A 17,896-nucleotide genomic window follows, 5' to 3' on the forward strand; every position below is an offset into this window, starting at 1 on the left:
TGGGAAGGATGAGTTAAGAAGCAAGCCTAAACCGAAGTAACGGTTAAAGCCCCAAAAGGGATGGAGTAACTTCCAGGATAAGCAGACGTAACCCGCAATGTGTATAGAGCTAGGGGTGTAAGTAGTAATGGATATGCCTAAGTCAGATTCAATCGAGAATACTGAGGGATGGATTCGTATTAATTGGCACCAAGTCGAAAAATCCGTCTTTAAGTTGCAAAAACGCATCTACGCCGCTTCACGTTGTGGTGATATCAAGCGAGTCCGTAAACTTCAGCAAACGCTAATGAGGTCTTGGTCGAATCGGGTACTAGCGGTAAGAAGGGTAACACAAGACAACCAAGGGAAAAAGACCGCAGGAGTGGATGGGATTAAATCACTATCCCCAGCAGCACGTTTTGACTTGGCAAGGGGTCTATTCATTAATGGTAAATCCAAACCTACACGTAGGATATGGATACCAAAACCAGGGAAAACCGAATTTAGACCGCTCTCGATACCCACTATTTTTGACCGTGCCTACAAGCGGTAGTAAAAGCTACCCTTGAGCCAGAATGGGAAGCTCGATTTGAGCCATCAACCTATGGTTTTCGACCCGGAAGGTCAGCTCAAGATGCTATCAAACACATCAAAAACTGCATAGTATCAAAACCTAAATTTGTCTTAGATGCAGATATTTCGCAGTGTTTTGACCGGATAAATCAGGAAGCATTACTTCTGAAGTTAAACATGAACGGTTCAGTCAGGCAACAAATCAAAGCTTGGCTAAAATCGGGAGTGATAGATTCAGGAGTTTTTGTAGTCACTAAGGCTGGAACACCTCAAGGTGGCGTACTTTCGCCATTATTATCATCCATCGCCTTACATGGATTAGAAAGCCTGATAAACCAGGAATTTCCTGCTAATTCAGCCGGAAAAATCAGAGGGGCTAAAAGCAAATTTGGCTGCGAAATCTCCCGAGCAACCTGTATTAGGTATGCGGACGATTTTGTGGTCTTAAATGAATCCTTAGCGGTCATTAAAAGATGTGAAGAAATCATTAAAGATTGGCTCAAAGGCATTGGCTTAGAATTGAAACCAGAAAAGACCCGAATAGCACATACGCTAGATCCACACTTGAGTGAGGATGGTCAACCAGGATTTGATTTTTTGGGACACCACATTCAACAAGTAAAAGTGGGGAAGTACCGAGACAATAAAACAGTCAAGGTACTCGTCTTGGTTTCATCACCCTCATTACCCCTTCAAAGAAGGCAATTGAGACTCATAAACAGGATATAAAAAGCATCATCACAAAACATAGGTCTCGTTCTCAAGCGGAACTAATCAAAGACCTTAACCCTATTATCAGGGGATGGGCTTCATATTATAGAGTCTCAGATGCCGGAACTACTGGGGATTTTGCCCGGTTAGATAGAATCACCTATCTTCGTTTAAGAAGATGGGCTAAAAGACAAACCGGAAGCATTAATAAGGGTCATCAAAAATACTGGCACACCATAGGTGATAACCATTGGGTATTCACCACTAGGTCAGAAAGTAATCCTTTACGATTACTAACACATAGTGAATTTCACTCCAGCGTGAACAATTATGTCAAAGTCCTGGGTGATAAAAGTCCTTTTGATGGTGACTTAATTTACTGGAGTTTAAGACTAAGCAAACACCCCCAGATGCCTAGCACCAAAGCAAAGCTTCTGAAAGTACAAAAGGGTAAATGTGCTTGGTGCGATTTACATTTTCGAGAAGGCGATTTATTGGAAATTGACCATATTCAACCCATTTCCTGTGGAGGTAAGAAGGAATGGCAAAAATCTCCAATTATTACATCGTCATTGCCACGATAATAAAACTGCCAATGATGGCAGTCTGAAGTCCCGTAATGACAATAGGGAAACACATTGAGTAGCCGTGTGAAGGGACAACCTTCACGCACGGTTTCGGACGGGAGGGGTGGAACAGTAATGTTCCCCTCGACCCTATCAAAAGCGCCACTTCGCTGTAAACGGTTGCTATATCTAGCTTTCAATAATTTCGATGGGGAGGAGTATTGCTCCCTCTAATGGCTGTGGGATGTTATGCAAATCCACTACGCAGTCTCCGTACCGTTTGAGGTGTCTGGTAACGTAAGGGCTGAGAGTGGCAATTTCCTTTTGGTGAATAGGGTATCCCTCTAGACTCAAAGCTTGAATTGCCTTTGACATATCAAACGCATTTTGGAGAATAACCGCACTTGCCACTAAATCAAGGTATTTAACTCGCTTTTCCTGCTCTTGGGGGTCATTTTCTGTAATCATGCCATCTTTCCCAATAAACAACCAATCTAGAAAATGGTTATACCCCTCCACAATGTTAGTACAGGCAGTGATCTGTTGGCGCAGCCCTCGGTCAGAGATATATTACAGTAAAAAAATTGTTCGTACCACCTGCCCTAACTCTCGAAAAGCTTGATAAAGACGGTTCTTACGGCTGTAGCTACCTAGTTTGCGAAGTATTGTGGAAGGCATCAGCTTACCCGCCTTGATTGACAGCACCACTCACATCAGGTCTTGCCAGTGGGTCTTGATGAGCTTCCAGTCCACCACACCTTTAAACAACGGGTCAATATATTTGTATACTGAGTCCTGAGTAGGACGGAAAAAGGTGAAATCCTTCCAGTTACGGATGCGTGGCATTAATTTAATCCCTAGGAGATACGACAGCGCAAACACAGGTGTAGACTGTCCTTGAGTATCTGCGTGCAGCGTGTCCGGTTGAATATCCGAAATGTTCTTCAGTAACCCGTCCAAAATATACACTGCTTCCCAAACACCACAGGTGATGAAATGTGTAAACAAAGCAATGTATTGATCGGAAACGTGGTGATAAGCAATACCACCATAACCGCCGTAGCGGATGTGGTACTCTGACAGCAGGTTGTTTTCGTAGATCTCAAACTTACTACCATCCGCCGCTGCCCGAGTCCCACTACCCCAACACTTTGGGAGTGAGAGACGATTGTAGGCGTTGATGATATCCCGGATTGCTGCTTGTAGTGTCTCGGTGGAAACGTGACGGCGGTTGGTGTAGGAAAGCATGTGGGAAGATACCAGCCCTCGGGTGTGACGAGCCGTTTGATTCGGTCCCAGGTTACAGCCGTAGCCAAAGGTTGTGAGAATATAGCGTTCCATTGGTTGCTCCATTTTGGGTTCTGAACCAGACAAGGGACCAAAATGTCGTGTCCAGTTGAGCCAATGCTCAACATTGCAAAGGATATCCAGGACACTGCGCTCTGGCAGGCGTTGCAAAATAGCTGCTTCTAATGCTGCTGCCCCATCAGGTTTTTCTTGGGCAGGAATGCGTTTAAGTACAGGTTCCCCATCCTTGCTGATAGTAACCTGCTGACCATCAGAACAGATTTGGTCTACGGATTCTACTGTTTGAGTGAGCAACCGTTGCAAATGCAAGACAAAATCTTCTGAATTTGAGGGAATGCCAAGTTCATGGCAATATTTTTCCATCATTGGTTCACACTCATTCCAAGTGAGCAACTCCTGACGGAAATCCGCATAGTTTTCTGACCCTTCTACACAAGCATCTCCCGTCTTTAACTCCAGTGCCAAATATGTGAAGACGCAAATCTCTAGTTGTTGGCGAACCAAAACTTCAGTATCGTCTTGGCGTTTGACTACCAACCGTCGCCATTTATCACCGATAAAACTCAAATCAATATCGAAAGGCAAGCACTTACCTCGTCGATGTTCCTGCTCAAGCACAAAAGTTAGGGCTGACATCAGTGATTGGTCTTGGGTCATAGAACGGATATCCAATGACCGAACCAGTCCAAACAGAAGCTTACGGTAGCGAGAATAAAACTGCCATAATAGGGGTAAGTGATTGTCACTGTTGTAAGCTGCAATCTCTTCACACTGCTCTAACAACAGTTGTGGACCTCCATGATTGGTGAAGACGGATTGCACTTGTTGTCCTAAAGCTGCATCGTCAATGCTCTCGCTAGAAACAGATAATATTTGCGCCAAAACTCCAAGCAAAGCTTCAGTCTGCGCCAGATGCTTTTCTCGCAACTCGACCAGCTTGGCTTTAGCGTTGTTATGGATAGTTTGCAGACGTTTGAGAAACATTTCCACCAAATGGTCTCGTGTTTTAACCTGAGCCTGGTACAGTAGGCACAGCAGTAAGGTGCGGCGTTGTATTACAGTTGTAGATAAATAGAAGAATGAATTCGCTTTTGGTAATGGTAGTAACGAGCAGTAGCTTGATGAGATCTGCGCCAATAAGACCAACGCAAAACGTGTTCAAGACACCAGAATGTGGGAAACAAGAATCGAGATACCCACCGCTTCATCTCCCAGATACTTAGTCGGACAATAAACCTCGTGCCGCTTTGAACGCAGTTAGACTGCCAGTTGTTACTAGAGGTAAAGGGGGTAGAGGGTGAATAGCAGGCTCACAAGAGTGTCGTAAGACGGTGAGAAATATTTGAGCAGCCAGGACGAGGGTGATGTGTCGATGCCAACCATGCCAGGAACGAACTTCGTACTCTCCTAAACCTAGCTGGTCTTTAGCAAATTTAAAGCACTCCTCAATCCGCCACCTTTGCTGGCGATTTGAACCATCGTTTCTAGGGTAGTATCGCTCTTAGCAAATACTTGATAGTAGCTGACGCGAGGATCTTCAGGGTGTTCTAGAGAGCGGCGGAACAATAACCAACGTTGAAAACCATCTGATCTGTCACAATTAACTGGCACTTTCGCCCAGTCATAGTATCTTTCTCCCTTACTGCCAGCTCCACAGCTAAGACGTTGCCACAGCTGCTGGCTGTCCGGCTGAGGTAACAGTTCTTGGGCTTGATAACGTTGCCAGCCAATAACTACAGGCTGCTTCTTGCTGACCGTGTATATACGGTTGTTTAGCAGTCTTTTCCAGCCACCACCACAATGAACCATCGTTGCCATAAACCTCATCAGCAACAAACCAGGCGGGACGTATTCCGTCTTTAAAAGCTGATTCCAACATCTGTTGTGCTAGTTGAGGTTTAGTCGCAAATGTGATTGATTTTGGAACTGCTCCCTTCTTACGTTTGCTTTTGATCTTCACTCCATCCATGTGCGCGGTAGATACAAACGGCGATCGATCAACGTATGTCCTTTGTCGCTAATGTAGGACATGAACACACCTACCTGGCAATTCTCCAAATGTCCAGTTGTGCCATAATACTGCACCTGTACGCCTACTGACTGCTCTCCTTGCTTCAGAAAACCTGTTTCATCAATTGCCAAAATATCTGTTTCACTCTTCAAATGCTCCACTGCATACTTTCTAATTTCTGCACACACTGCGTCCGCGTTCCACTGCGCCCGTCCTAGTAAATGTTGGAAGCGATAGGGATTGCTATACCCTACCTGTTCTGCCATTTGCCATCCATTCTTCCGCTCAACTGGGCTTAGTAGTGCCTGGATATAGTCATACGCTGCAAGACGTGCTTCAGAACGAGCGAAGTGCTTTCCCAGTTTTTGCTGAAACGCTTTCAATCTACTGCTCCATTGGGAGAGCGCTTCTAATACAACACCTGTTAAAAACACGTTGGATGTATCAAGCATTGCTAAACTGTATTTCCTTACAAATCTAGTTTAGCTTATCTACAACTGTAATACGTTGATAGTGACTCAAGCAAGTGTGGGTTTGTAAAACCAGGGCATAGTAAAATGTTCTAAAAAACTATGCATTGTCCTTTATGTAGTCATCCCAAAGCTCATAAACACGGGAAAACCAGTAAAGGTAGCCAACGATACCGTTGCTCAAACTGTAAGCAAACATTTACCAACACCTTTGACACAATTTACTATCGTCGGCAAGTGAGTGAGGAAAAAGTGCGGATTGTTTTGCAATCGCATTGTGAGGGCACCAGCTTACGTGGTATTAGTCGGGTAAGCGGGCTGTCCTACAACACAGGAGTCAGTTTGATCCGAGCTGCAAGCCAAAAAGCACAACTGGCTCACAACGCCGAAGTACAAAATGTCGAGACAGATGCGATTGCGGCGGACGAATTATGGTCATTTGTGGAAAAAAACAACGACAGTGCCTGCCAGAAGAACTCGAAGTAGGAGATTGTTGGATTGCCCTCAGCTTAACTCAATTAAACGGTTTGATTCTCGCTGGCCGTGTAGGAAAGCATACAGATGAGTTGGCGGAAGAATTAGTACACAGCACCCAAGCTAAGACCAATTGCAAAGAATGGCATACGGATGGCTGGGGTGGCTACGAACGAGTATTTGATGATGAGGTCGAGCATTACATTAGTAAAGCACTGACGCAACGGTTAGAGCGAACCAATGGCATTGTACGTCAACAAACTGGGCGCTGGCATCGAAGACAGAACAAATTCAGCAAGTTATGGCAGCAAACCAAAGTTACCCTACGCTTACTTATCAGCTACTTCAACTGGATTTGGGTGCATTCTCGTTTAGGGACTACAGCTGCTCAAAGGGCAGACCTAACCTCAGAACCTTGGACTTGGGAAGATATTGCTGTTTATCCCACACTTTGCTGAGGCACAATCGCGGCGTTTGGGGAGTTTTAGATCTTGAAACTCTGAAATATCCAATGCTTTTGCTTGTGCGGCAAAGGACTTTACCTTACTGCTCGCAATGCCTGATAACAATCGCTTGGCATCCCCAAAAGACATCAAGGAGTTAAATTTAGCCAGGAGTTGTTAAATGTCAAGTGTTTTGCGTGTCGCGACAGATTATTGTCGGGTAGTTGACGCGAAAAGGAAGTTCAGATCGAAACGACAAGTTCAGATCGCAAGCGAATAGAAATACCAAAAAATAGATCGCTTAGGATGATTAAGAATTGCTCAAGCGCTCGGTTGCAGCTTGACGACGATAACTATCAGACTTAATCTCAAAGATCGTGCCATGATGCACCAAGCGGTCTACAGCAGCAACCGTCATCATCGAATCGGAAAAAATCGCATCCCACTGACTGAAAGGCTGATTGGCAGTAATGAGTAGACTTTTGCGCTCATAGCGATGAGCAATCAACTCAAACAATACCGAAGTTTCTGCCTCAGACTTCTTGACATAGCCCAGATCGTCAAGAACTAGCAAGTCAAAACGGTCGAGCTTCCTGAGCAAAGCTGGCAGTTGCAGTTGTAATTTAGTATGCTGTAACTCCTGGACTAGAGCATTAGCCGCAAAGAACTTAGCCCGCTTGCCCAACTCCACCATCCGACGAGTCAAGCCAGCAGCCAGATGAGTTTTTCCCACCCCAGATGGACCAAAAATCAGACAATTTCCAGCTCGCTCCAACCAAGTAGTATCTTCAGCCAACTGCATTAATGGAGCAGGATTGAAGTTAGGACAATGAGTAAAATCAAAGTTGGAAAAACTTTTTGCGCTGGGGAGTTGAGCCTCGGACAGGCTTCGTTGTAACCGGAGATCGTTGCGGCGATGTGTTTCCTGTTCGCATAATGCCAGTAAGAATTTGGCATAAGACCATTGCTCCTGCATAGCTTGGTGTTCCAATGATTCCCAGTGAGCGAGCATGTGAGTCAGTCGCAGTTGCTTGAGGTAAAGAATTAGCTGCTGGTGAGGAATGGGGGCTGTTATTGGGGAAATCGGACTGGGGATTGTGTTCGTGGGGTTTGGACTCAATGAGTTGGTCATAGCTGGAAAGGTCATGTTGTGTAACGGTCAATTGTGGAAAACTCTCAGGACAATCCTGCCGAAATTGCTGTTGGAGTCCCTTTAGAGTTAAGGTTTGAGCCTTTAATTCTCGTTCTAAATAATCAGCCACAGCCGCTTCCTGGTTTTGGGTTGCCGCAATGTACAAGGATTCAACTATTAAGACGGCAGCCGTATCCAGGTCGAATTGAGCAGTCAGTTCTCAGGGCTATTTCATTCTGAAAATTTGTTTGAGGAATTCTAAACCAAAAGAACAATGTCGCTGAGTTCGAGCCATATTTTGAAACTGATTAGAACGGTACAGATTCAGCGCAAAATTCCGAGCTAATGCCCAAATCTGAACCAGCGGGATTGTTCTAATTCTCGATTTATCTTCTCCTTGAGTGACATCCTTAACGTAATGGACTTTATTTTCTACGTCCCAGTAGCCCCGAAGACGCTGAGAAAATTCTTTAGCATTCTCTGTCAAACTAGAAACGTAGTATCGAGTTTCAATTGTCTTTTCTGTTGTAGTTGTTCTGTGAGATTCAACTTGAATTAAAGTCTTTAGTCCAGGCCAATCTCGAATCCCATAATTGCAGTGACAAATACTAACGATGCGCTTTTCCACGCGCCCGTGTCCGTTGTTTTCCTGTGTATATTGTTGTTCGCTCTGGAAATTAGCTTTGACCTCTGACAACAATCCTGACTGATTCCCCTTAAGTGCGCCAAGGTAATCATTGCCGCTTTCAACAATTAACTGGCAAGTTTTTTTTGAGTATTGATGGCATCAAAGGCAAATACAACTCCCTTTTGAGCCATTTGTTTAATGAATTGGGGTAGCGCTTTGATTTCGTTTGTTTTCTGGTCTACTTCGTAGGAGTCTAAAATTAATCCTCTCTCTACTATGTATGCGGTAGTGATATGGAAGTAGTGGTGAAGTAGAACCCTTACCCCATCAGTATCCTGTATAATATTAGCTAATGCAAATGATTCTTATATAATCACTCGCAATTCGGTATTTTTGATGACAACAATTTTAGCATTCTTACTTTATCCATTCGTATTACTACTGCCTAAATTAACACTAGAGGCGATAGAACCATCCCAAAAAATATGTGAAGAACCTTCGGAACGAGTCTGTCCTACCTGTGGCTCTGAACATGTAATCAAAAATGGTTCAACTCACAGTGGCAAGCCCAAATATCAGTGTAAGCTCTGTGGTCACCAATTTGTTGTTAATCCGACTAACTCGCCTGTTTCAGAGGAAACTAAGCAGCTGATCGATCGGCTCTTGCTGGAGAGAATATCATTGCGGGGAATTGCCAGGGTGGCTCAAGTAAGTTGGTCTTGGTTACAAGATTATGTCAATCAAAGGCTAGATCAAACTCCCCGCCAGGTAAAGGTTTCAGTCAAATCACTAGGCAAATTGGTGATTGAATGTGACGAGCTATGGTCATTTGTTGATAACAAGAAAAACGAGATTTATATCTGGCTAGCAATTGACCGTAATTCTCGAAAAATTCTCGGTTGTTTTGTCGGAGATAGAACCAGAAAATCAGCCCGTAAATTGTGGGCTTCTTTACCAGAGGTTTATCAGCAATGTGCCTTCTCCTATACAGATTTTTGGCAGGCTTATAAAACAGTTATTCCCCCTAAACGTCATAAAGCTGTTGGTAAAGAAACGGGTCTAACTAATCACATTGAGCGATTGAATAATACCTTCAGACAAAGAGTTTCTCGACTGGTGAGAGAAAGCCTATCGTTCTCCAAAAAGCTGAACAATCACATTGGAGCTGTTTGGTACTTCATTCATGGCTACAATGCAGAGCTAGACCGGATTTGAGCCTCACCACTACTTCCATATCACTACCAATTAGCTCAAACCGAAGTAATTTGGGTAGATCAAGGTTATGGAGGTGAAAACTTCACACGAGTTGTCAAGCAAATTTGTGGAGCACGGGTTGAAGTGATTGAACGCATTGCCAAAACCTTTGAAGTCTTGCCGAAGCGGTGGATTGTAGAACGCACATTCGGATGGTTAAATCGATATCGTCGCCTCAGCAAGGATTATGAACTGCATAGCGAGTCGAGCGAAGCCATGATTTACGGTTCTCTAATTCGCTTAATGACTCGACGATTAGCAGCTTTATCTTTCCTTTAGAAATCAGCTCTAAAGCTGGTGCAATATTAAATCATCACAATTCGAGTCCTACCAGCGAGAACAGCTCTTGTGAGCGACTAGAATTAGAGACAGAGTCACAGAAAGTTCAAATCGTGCCGCTAACTCATCCAGAGCAGCTAAAACAAGCAACTGGCGAGTGAGTCAGCCTTAGACTCATTAGTACTTCACCCCACTCCAATCGACAAGACGTTGAGGAGCTGCCGCTGCAAAACGTACTTGAGATCCAGATTGCTATATTAACTCAGATCGAAACTATCTCTCGGCAGATCCGAGAGTCGCTGGCTAGCAATCGTCGAGATGTCTGCACTCCTAAGCAGCAAAGGCGATTGTTATTACTTCTAGATCAATTGCAGCAAATCTTGGAAGAGGAATATTAGCTGAATGGTTGGGTTATTAGAAAAAGTAGTTGAGGACAAATAGGTACCGCTTTTTCTCCTCAAATTTTCGGTGTTGTTGCTTAATTGAGTCTAATCAAGCCGTTCCTTTGTTTTTCACTAGTTTTCGTGGCAAAATCCTTTGTTGTGCTTGGATTCTTTCGAGCACGGTTGCAGCCGCGAGTCGACCAGTTTGAGCACCGCCATTCATGTATCCACTGAATTCGTCGCTTACATGTTCTCCGGCAAAGATCAAATTCCCGACATTGACATCTTGGCGTTCTTCGGAATCGTCCGATTCAATGTAGAAAAAGTCGGCAAACTCAGTCAGCTGTCCGAGCTTAAAGCTACTATAAGCACCTTTGGTGAAAGGATCTTGAGTCCATTGAGTTCGCAAAAAGCTTCCGTTCGCCGCTCCCTTGGCTCCTGGGATGATATTCTCAAACAGATCTACAAACTTCTTGCCTTGTGACTGAGCGCTGCCAGATTGAACCGCTATGGCTTGATGACCTCCAAGGAAGAAAGTCAGCACTCCATCCTTCCTGTCTGCTTGCCGCTGGGTTGCATCCCAAACTTCAGAGAATTCCAGATCGGTCCAGACCTCCTGAACAAATCCATTTTCCCGCCGCCAAACTCTCTGGTCAAATCCAGCCTCTAGCTTTTCATTCGAGCTGAGAATCGCTTCGTGAATGAAACGCCTTAACCTCTTTGGCAACTCAACTTGGATTTTCACCTCTCGCAGTACGGTGAAAGGAATCGCGACAATGACGTAATCGGCATCGACAATGTAATTGCCAAAAAAGGTCAGACGAAAGCCACTACCACGAGACTGAATCTGGGTTAGGCGCATACCAGAAAGAATCTGTCCTGGTAGAGCCTGTGCCAGACTATCGATAATTCTGCCACTACCACCCTCGACCACAAAAGTTTCATCAGAATCACCCAATACCTCTACTTTGTCTCCATCTACCGCAGGCAGAAGAAATAGCAGTAGCAGTACTGGAGCCTCTTTAGGTTCGGTACCAAACTCCGTGCGGATCGTATCTTCGATCAGTGCGCGGATAAAAGGCTCTGGAATCTTGTCGGCGTGTTTGTCTAGATAACTGGTAACGGATATCCGATCGAACATCGGTGCAAACTTCTTGTAGTCTTTATCTAATAAGTCGGCATCATCAGAGATTTGCCGTGCGAGCGGACGCAGTTTATCCGCAACTTCCGCTTCAGAGCGGATTTTTCCATCGAAATAGTAAGCTTCTTTAGGAAAGGGAAATCTGGCAGCATCCTCATTCCGATTAAATAGTTTCAGACCGAATTCACTTGCCAGCTCCAACATATCTGCATGATTTGTATTAATGAAATGACCGCCTAAATCGAGCACCAAACCTTCGCCTACAGCATCAGTAACTGAGTGTATGCGCCCTCCTAATCGCTGCCTAGCTTCATAAACAGAAGCCGTCAAGCCAGCCTTTTTGAGCTGATATGCTGCATTTAATCCGGCAATGCCAGCGCCAACGATCGCAATTTTGGGGTTCCTTCTCTCTCGACTCCAAGCCGCTTCTAAATCAGGCAACACATTAGTAGTCAGTGCTGTCCCTGTAGCAAGGGCTGCTAGTTTGAGCCAGCGCCGGCGCGTCCATCCAACCTGCCGTTTGGTCAGCGGCGGAGATTTCCCTTCAGCCATGAGGTTTTCCCGCTGCGCCTTCTGTAAGGTTCGCATGAATTGGCGAAACTTTGGCGTATGTGCCATGATGTCTCCTTAGCTTATGAGAATTTGACAGAGCAAAGAGCCTAACAACATAGTGTTGTACTTATGTCTGGATAGCGGCGATTAGGAGAAATTTGGAAGAAGCTGTTTCCTACCAAAAAACCACCAGAGAATACTTTTTTAGTGATTGAAAAGGCGCTCGGAACATACAATGGTTATTGTTCCCGCAGGAAGATCGCTCGCTACTGTTGAGGCTAGCTCAACAATAGCAATCCCAAAGCATTTTCGTTCAGTTCAATACTTCTGTAAGATTTTGCTTGGCAAGCTCGAGTAGATTCAGATAACCAAAGCTAGTTTGGATAAAGTTGTTGATTTCTACTTACTTAACGTCAATTAGAGTTAAGACAGTAGAAATTCTAGTTCGGTTGTTTATAAGATTTATCAAACCAATGTAATATTGATTGCCAACGATTATTTTAAAAACCGAAAGGATCTTTCAGCTCCATATTAGTCTAGGGTCGTACAAGGAATTATCAGCCGCTCTAAACAAGTTTTATAACTAATCTTTTAAAACTACACCTCGCTCGCGAGTTCTGACTTACAAACTACTAAAGTAAGTCATTTCTTTTTTTACTCCATCAATAATTATTTGTTGTCTACTTTTTTAGAATACCCCCCTCTAGGATATTTGCCCAGTCAAAAGTAGCCTCCGTTACAAAAGGTCACGAACGCTAGGAATGAAATAGAGCTGATTAGCAAAAGCTAGTAAAAGATTGGTATACAGATGCTCAAGTGGATGAATAAGCTCTACAAATCATACTTTTTTCTAGTAAAAGTATATTTAGTTTGAGCTAGCTGAAATCTGGTTGAATCTTGTAGGAGTTTCCAGATCAGTCATTGATTTTTTCAACTGCTTATATCTGACTAATGATATACCAATTTATATCAAGTATTTATTGATAACTTGTCTTCTTTCAGAAGAGTTGCTACAAGTATTGCTTGTCAGCCAACAAATTCAACCTTAAAGATTTGATATTCCTTTATAGTTGAGTAAGAGTTTTGAGTATTTGCAACTAGAGAGCCGCTCGTGCAACTACAGATGCGAAGTAACGAAGATATATAGAGCTACAGAGCAAAAGAAGAAAATGTCAAGGCAGCCGAGGAAGTTAACTCAGCCAGCAATTCTCTGGCTTCAGGTCTGGGGCTTGGCAGCCCTGCAAGGCGCAATTACTTTAACTTGGATCGTCTATAACCTGTATCTGCCGCAACTGTTAGTTCAATTTGGCTATTCCAAACAACTGGCAGTTGGGTTGCTGATTGTAGAAAATGCTCTGGCGATCGTCATGGAACCGCTGATGGGTGGATTATCAGATCGCACTCAGCGCTGGCTAGGTACTCGGTTTCCATTGATTGCTGTAGGGGTAGTGCTGTCCTCAGCATTGTTCATTGCCATCCCTGCCGTGGTCGTTTTTGGTCAACAAGCTGACGTGACGCGAACGGTGTTGCTGGTAGTGTTAGTGTCTTGGGCGTTAGCAATGACAGTATTTCGCAGCCCAGCTATCTCTTTACTCGCCCGCTACGCTAAACCTACCCAGTTACCGTTAGCAGCTAGTCTACTCACTTTAGTAGCGGGAGTCATCGGGGCTTTCAAACCAGTCGCCAGCCAATTCATTCTCAGTTTGGGGGCAGTTTTGACTTTTAGCATCGGTTCGTTGGTGTTGTTGGCAACGGCAGCTGTTTTGCGCTGGTTGAATTCCCACCTTGAGACACCAGAAGCAACGGTAGAGCGGACGGTAGCACAACCGCTCTCAATTTCTGCACTGGGGTTGATTTTTAGTACTGGTGTTAGTTTGACTTGGGGAACGAGATCGTTCATGGGGATGCTGCCAGAGATGCTCACAACTCAGTTGGATATGGCAAATGTGGATTGGTTAATGGTAGGAATTGCAATAGCTCTAGCTTTTGCCGCTCTACCAGCGGGAGAATGGGCAGTCGAGGTAGGCAACCGCAAAGCGATGCTAATTGGCATTGGAGTCACAGTCGGACTATTACAGGCGATTGTATTTATTCCTACCTGGTTGACTTTAGGAGCAGCTGTAGTTGGTGTGATTGCTGGGTTAAGTGTGGTATCGAACAGTGCAATTCCTTTTGCTTTAATGCTAGTACCACATCAGCAAGCAGGATGGGGAACGGGGATGTATTTTGGCGGAGTAGCTGCGGCTGTCAGCCTATTTGGGCTAGTATTCCCAGCAGCGAATCCAATCGCACCTGTCGCGGGAGCAGTTGGGGGTGCGATCTCCTTTTCGGTAGCGGCTGCCTGCATTGCTGCTAGTTTTCAGGTGCGCTCAACTTCAGATGCAGACTTAACTAGAGATTGAACCAAGACTTTCAATAGCGCCGGACAAGATCCATTTGAGACAGCTTGGACTTCTCAAGCTCGAACTCAAGCTGTTAAGAGAAAGCCGTGACTAACCCACTAGCAAAAAGCGTTCCCTCATGCCGCATTAGTCAGAAACAAAGCGGAATCTAAGTTCTACTATCTGTGCAGTCGGTTAAAGTGCAAAGTAGTCAATATACCAAGCTCCGTTGGTACCTCTAATGCTTAAATCGGCTTTAGCATCACCATCATAGTCGTGAGGAACGGGAGCGTAGTTCGGATCGCCATACCCGTTATATGAAGCATCCCAGCGACCATAACCGTTGCCAGAGTAGTCGATATACCAAGCTCCGTTGGTACCTCTAATGCTTAGATCGGCTTTAGCATCACCATCATAGTCGTGAGGAACGGCAGTGTAATTCGTATCGCCATAGCCGTTGTATGAAGCATCCCAACTACCATAGCCATTGCCAGAGTAGTCGATATACCAAACTCCATTCTTACCCCAAACACTCAGGTCAGCTTTCTTATCGCCATCATAGTCGTGAGGAACGGCAGTGTAGTTAGTGTCGCCATACCCGTTATATGAAGCATCCCAACTACCATAACCGTTGCCAGAGTAGTCGATATACCAAGCTCCGCTGTTACCTCTAACGCTTAGATCGGCTTTGGCATCGCCATCATAGTCGTGAGGAACGGCAGTGTAATTCGTGTCGCCATATCCGTTATATGAAGCATCCCAACTACCATAACCGTTGCCAGAGTAGTCGATATACCAAGCTCCATTGTTACTCCAAACACTGAGGTCAGCTTTCTTATCGCCATCATAGTCGGCAGGAACGGCAGTGTAGTTAGTATCGCCATAGCCGTTGTAGGTGGCATCCCAGCGACCATAACTAGCGGCAGCGGGGAGAATTCCCACGAGTAGTAATTCTGCAACAAAAAAAAGAGTGGCGATCGGTTTTGGTAGTTTCATATCTTAAAGTTCCTAATTAATGCATAGGAGTTGGCGATCCCAGCGCTTTAAGCTATGACGATCGCCTGACATAAGTTTTGATATTCTCAGCCACAGGACTCGTGTGATTGTTGCTAGACGACCGTTTTCTGCCACCATTGACCCAATGGCATCATCCAGCGGTGCCGCGCTCGTTTAAGAGATTCTGTAAAAACTGAGATAATGTTAAAGGTTTTCTCAAAACATACATTTTTGACTCCACGAAGCCATCTCTACAACTCATAGAGCAGCTCTATAGAGAACAGAGTTGTAGCTGAGTTGAAGACTGAGAGTCTAGCTTACGTGCGAGGAGCCAAGTACTACGAGAAGCGAACGAGCAAGAAACAGCTTATTCATGATGTTCTCTATTAAGCTCCTTGGAAAAGGGCTTTAAAATCTAATGTACTCTTTTCTAAACTCAGTGATTATTAAGATTTATACATGAGGGGAAAAGTGCGTGCAGAGACACATCAGTTTAATCAGCCGAAAGGTAGTAGAAAAAGGTGTTCTAAAGTGGTACGTTGCCACTTTTCCTTGACGGCAGACGAACGTTTTAAACTAGATTCAATAATAACGCTCCCGAAAATTTCAGATACGAAATTTATCTGTACGCGCATATCTCCCGTAGATTGACAATACTACTAATCGAGCAATACCAATGAATTTAAATAAGTATTTGGTACATTATTGCTAAACGTGAATTTATTTGAGATTGAAAAAAAAGATAGTATAAAGTTAAGCCAAAGGAAGCGGATTGAGTTCCTGGCTATATTTCAGAATATTCAGGTCATCTCAAATTAGTTAACCTAGTCTGAGAGAGCTAAGGCATTGATGAATTTATTTCGCATGGCTAAATCAATTTAAGATTTTATTTTTAATAAATAATAGTTGCCGAAAAGTCTTGGCAATCGAGTCTTCCATTTGGCATGTAAAGGGTTTAGCTCGGGTTTTATCAGCTAGACTTTTTAAGGATTGCTGATTTTACATATCCATCAAGCTCAATAATTACTCTTTGTAACAAAACAGACAATTTACTTGGTAAAAATCCCCTAGAGGGGTATGCTAAAAAGTTAGCAAACAACCAAGTATCGTTATTTTAAAATAAAAATTTAGTTATGCAGGATCTGCCAAAGAGAAACTCACCAATAGGAGTTCTAAAACCAATGGCAGTACTACCTTTTGCTTGCTACCGCTGGCTGATTAGAAGACGGCACAACTTACGAGAACCTGAAAGCCGATCGCACTCGCTAAAAAAAGCAGTCATCAACTCCTAATTCAGGTTAGTCAAATCCTGAGGACTTCAAGAAAATTTCTACTTTGAATTAGGAGAAATTATTCTGACTGCTGTTGACGGGAAATTGCCCTCTACAGGGGCGCGGTATTTTCAATTTCTCAAGAATTAAGATTGTTCCGAAACAGCCTCGATTTGGCTGATTCAAAAGCCGTTTTTCAGTTTGATTTCCTGGCTGAACTACCTCAAATCTAAAAATACAACTTTCTTCCAGTTCAGCTTTTCAACAACTGGCAAAGAAATTTTTAGCGGATAAGTGCAGCTTTCCATCAATTAAGTCGGAATCAAAAACTCAGTTAAGCACTGTCTCGTACTAGAGTTTACCTTGCAATCGAGCCGAGCCAACTTTACCTTTGAGCAAACCCAAGTTATTAACTTAAAAATACTTTCGATCCATGAATTGCAAGCCACCCTTTTTCTGGTGATTGAAGATCATCCTGAAGTCAATCAGAACAACTGTGAGTTTTACGAATACTAGCACCTCAGTGTACCTGTGTTGGTGTCAATACACCCGCGGAGGGAATCGAGCAGATCGAGCTAGACATCCCCAATCTTTTAGTCGTCGATTTGCAGTTTGGTACGGTGGGAGGCGGACAATCAGCCAAGCCAGGTTTAGCAATGTTGAAACAGATTTTCCAGCGCTACCCGAGACTCAACATCCTCGTTTATAGCAGCGAACCAAACTGCCTCAGACAACTGATATCGCAGATTAGTAAACATCAAGGTGGTTTTGTCGCGGTTAACAAGATGGAAAGACGAAATGCTTTCTTGGAAGGCGCTCGTAGCGCTCTAGCAGGACAACTGAAAATTCATCGCGATTTGATCAAGGATATGCAACTCACCCCACAGGAGTTGGAAATTCTCGAGCTTTTATGCAATCAAGCGCTATCAGATCGGGCGATCGCCCAACAAATGCACGTCTCTCACAAAACAGCTCAGAATTACGTGCAGCGCCTCAAGGCAAAATTGGATATTGAGCCGCTCGACGGACAAAATATCAACTCCCGCGTCGCTGTTTGTATGGCGGCGATCGATCGCAAGTTAATTGTTTGCTAGACACAGGAGATTACTCATCTTTGGTTTTGTTTCGTGGAGTAGCATGTAAAGTCCAAACTAATCTCACCTGCATCCCGCCATCGGCGCGGGGAATGCACTCCCAGTAGCCGTCCGGTAGTTCTGCCGCAATCGTCGCCATCAGTTCGTACCGTACCCACCACAAGACTTTCTTCTGTTGGGACTTTCTAAGGTCACAGGAGGGGGTGGAATTGCATTATTTTCCACCAGGAGCATACATTGGCTTCTTTTC

At 44.2% G+C, this 17,896-nt stretch carries 12 protein-coding genes and 6 pseudogenes; 9 read left to right on the top strand and 9 right to left on the bottom strand.

The window, feature by feature from the left end; genetic code table 11:
* The first annotated feature begins 133 nt into the window (after positions 1 to 133).
* The 4 genes and pseudogenes from N4J56_RS32555 (at position 134) to N4J56_RS32565 (ending at position 1,847) form a co-directional block, all read left to right on the top strand.
* Positions 134 to 532, top strand: coding sequence for a reverse transcriptase N-terminal domain-containing protein (locus N4J56_RS32555; protein ID WP_317110801.1), 399 nt, complete (start codon positions 134 to 136; stop codon positions 530 to 532).
* Positions 533 to 579: 47 nt separating this feature from the next.
* Positions 580 to 1,281: pseudogene (locus N4J56_RS32560) on the top strand (reverse transcriptase/maturase family protein); the annotation flags it as partial.
* A gap of 8 nt (positions 1,282 to 1,289) precedes the next feature.
* Positions 1,290 to 1,433: pseudogene (locus N4J56_RS41425) on the top strand (group II intron maturase-specific domain-containing protein); the annotation flags it as partial.
* A 150-nt stretch (positions 1,434 to 1,583) separates the two neighbouring features.
* The gene (locus N4J56_RS32565) at positions 1,584 to 1,847 is read left to right on the top strand and encodes an HNH endonuclease (RefSeq protein ID WP_317110802.1); all 264 of its coding nucleotides are present in this window, start codon (positions 1,584 to 1,586) and stop codon (positions 1,845 to 1,847) included.
* A 171-nt stretch (positions 1,848 to 2,018) separates the two neighbouring features.
* Here the strand turns inward: N4J56_RS32565 and N4J56_RS32570 are convergent.
* The 4 genes and pseudogenes from N4J56_RS32570 to N4J56_RS32580 all read right to left on the bottom strand — a co-directional run.
* Positions 2,019 to 4,190 (bottom strand): annotated as a pseudogene (locus N4J56_RS32570) (Tn3 family transposase); the annotation flags it as partial.
* Positions 4,191 to 4,550: 360 nt separating this feature from the next.
* Positions 4,551 to 4,955, bottom strand: a complete 405-nt coding sequence (locus tag N4J56_RS32575; protein WP_317110804.1) for a hypothetical protein — start codon at positions 4,953 to 4,955, stop codon at positions 4,551 to 4,553.
* A gap of 25 nt (positions 4,956 to 4,980) precedes the next feature.
* Positions 4,981 to 5,106 (bottom strand): annotated as a pseudogene (locus N4J56_RS41430) (hypothetical protein); the annotation flags it as partial.
* Complete coding sequence (locus N4J56_RS32580) at positions 5,094 to 5,600, bottom strand: transposase (protein WP_317110806.1); 507 nt, start codon at positions 5,598 to 5,600, stop codon at positions 5,094 to 5,096. The pseudogene N4J56_RS41430 and the gene N4J56_RS32580, both read right to left, overlap by 13 nt.
* A 120-nt stretch (positions 5,601 to 5,720) precedes the next feature.
* Here N4J56_RS32580 and N4J56_RS32585 point away from each other — a divergent pair.
* Positions 5,721 to 6,550 (top strand): IS1 family transposase gene (locus tag N4J56_RS32585; RefSeq protein ID WP_317110807.1). Its coding sequence is split into 2 segments (ribosomal slippage): positions 5,721 to 6,062 and positions 6,065 to 6,550, totalling 828 coding nucleotides; the frame shifts between segments, so codons are not numbered across the junction.
* Positions 6,551 to 6,845: 295 nt separating this feature from the next.
* Here N4J56_RS32585 and istB read toward each other — a convergent pair.
* Together istB and N4J56_RS32595 are read right to left on the bottom strand one after the other, a co-directional pair.
* Entirely contained in the window at positions 6,846 to 7,580 is a 735-nt protein-coding gene (istB, locus tag N4J56_RS32590; protein ID WP_317111287.1) for an IS21-like element helper ATPase IstB, read from the bottom strand.
* Positions 7,581 to 7,893: 313 nt separating this feature from the next.
* Positions 7,894 to 8,427: pseudogene (locus N4J56_RS32595) on the bottom strand (ISAs1 family transposase); the annotation flags it as partial.
* A gap of 264 nt (positions 8,428 to 8,691) precedes the next feature.
* On the opposite strand from N4J56_RS32595, the gene N4J56_RS32600 reads away from it, so the two are divergent.
* Together N4J56_RS32600 and N4J56_RS32605 are read left to right on the top strand one after the other, a co-directional pair.
* Positions 8,692 to 9,510 carry an IS1 family transposase gene (locus tag N4J56_RS32600; protein WP_317110808.1) on the top strand — a complete coding sequence of 273 codons (819 nt, stop codon included), beginning with the start codon at positions 8,692 to 8,694 and terminating at the stop codon, positions 9,508 to 9,510.
* A gap of 48 nt (positions 9,511 to 9,558) precedes the next feature.
* A pseudogene (locus tag N4J56_RS32605) lies at positions 9,559 to 9,828 on the top strand (transposase); the annotation flags it as partial.
* A 492-nt stretch (positions 9,829 to 10,320) separates the two neighbouring features.
* On the opposite strand, the gene N4J56_RS32610 reads toward N4J56_RS32605, so the two are convergent.
* Positions 10,321 to 11,970 (bottom strand): NAD(P)/FAD-dependent oxidoreductase, encoded by a 1,650-nt coding sequence (locus N4J56_RS32610; RefSeq protein WP_317110809.1) that lies wholly within the window; start codon positions 11,968 to 11,970, stop codon positions 10,321 to 10,323.
* 1,103 nt (positions 11,971 to 13,073) lie between these two features.
* On the opposite strand from N4J56_RS32610, the gene N4J56_RS32615 reads away from it, so the two are divergent.
* Positions 13,074 to 14,306, top strand: coding sequence for a hypothetical protein (locus tag N4J56_RS32615; protein WP_317110810.1), 1,233 nt, complete (start codon positions 13,074 to 13,076; stop codon positions 14,304 to 14,306).
* A gap of 174 nt (positions 14,307 to 14,480) precedes the next feature.
* Here N4J56_RS32615 and N4J56_RS32620 read toward each other — a convergent pair whose 3' ends face one another.
* Positions 14,481 to 15,281, bottom strand: a complete 801-nt coding sequence (locus N4J56_RS32620; RefSeq protein ID WP_317110811.1) for a VCBS repeat-containing protein — start codon at positions 15,279 to 15,281, stop codon at positions 14,481 to 14,483.
* Positions 15,282 to 17,157: 1,876 nt separating this feature from the next.
* On the opposite strand from N4J56_RS32620, the gene N4J56_RS32625 reads away from it, so the two are divergent.
* Complete coding sequence (locus N4J56_RS32625; RefSeq protein WP_317110812.1) at positions 17,158 to 17,646, top strand: response regulator transcription factor; 489 nt, start codon at positions 17,158 to 17,160, stop codon at positions 17,644 to 17,646.
* A gap of 10 nt (positions 17,647 to 17,656) precedes the next feature.
* Here N4J56_RS32625 and N4J56_RS32630 read toward each other — a convergent pair whose 3' ends face one another.
* On the bottom strand, positions 17,657 to 17,809 hold the full coding sequence (locus N4J56_RS32630) for a hypothetical protein (protein ID WP_317110813.1): 153 nt from the start codon (positions 17,807 to 17,809) through the stop codon (positions 17,657 to 17,659).
* Between the last annotated feature and the right edge of the window lie 87 nt (positions 17,810 to 17,896).

It is taken from the genome of Chroococcidiopsis sp. SAG 2025 (assembly GCF_032860985.1).
Lineage (GTDB): Bacteria > Cyanobacteriota > Cyanobacteriia > Cyanobacteriales > Chroococcidiopsidaceae > Chroococcidiopsis.

Coding starts and splice junctions, on each gene's coding strand:
- N4J56_RS32575 (WP_317110804.1), bottom strand. CDS start 4,955: ATGGCAACGATGGTTCATTGTGGTGGTGGCTGGAAAAGACTGCTAAAC.
- N4J56_RS32555 (WP_317110801.1), top strand. CDS start 134: ATGCCTAAGTCAGATTCAATCGAGAATACTGAGGGATGGATTCGTATT.
- N4J56_RS32600 (WP_317110808.1), top strand. CDS start 8,692: ATGACAACAATTTTAGCATTCTTACTTTATCCATTCGTATTACTACTG.
- N4J56_RS32620 (WP_317110811.1), bottom strand. CDS start 15,281: ATGAAACTACCAAAACCGATCGCCACTCTTTTTTTTGTTGCAGAATTA.
- N4J56_RS32580 (WP_317110806.1), bottom strand. CDS start 5,600: ATGCTTGATACATCCAACGTGTTTTTAACAGGTGTTGTATTAGAAGCG.
- N4J56_RS32610 (WP_317110809.1), bottom strand. CDS start 11,970: ATGGCACATACGCCAAAGTTTCGCCAATTCATGCGAACCTTACAGAAG.
- N4J56_RS32615 (WP_317110810.1), top strand. CDS start 13,074: ATGTCAAGGCAGCCGAGGAAGTTAACTCAGCCAGCAATTCTCTGGCTT.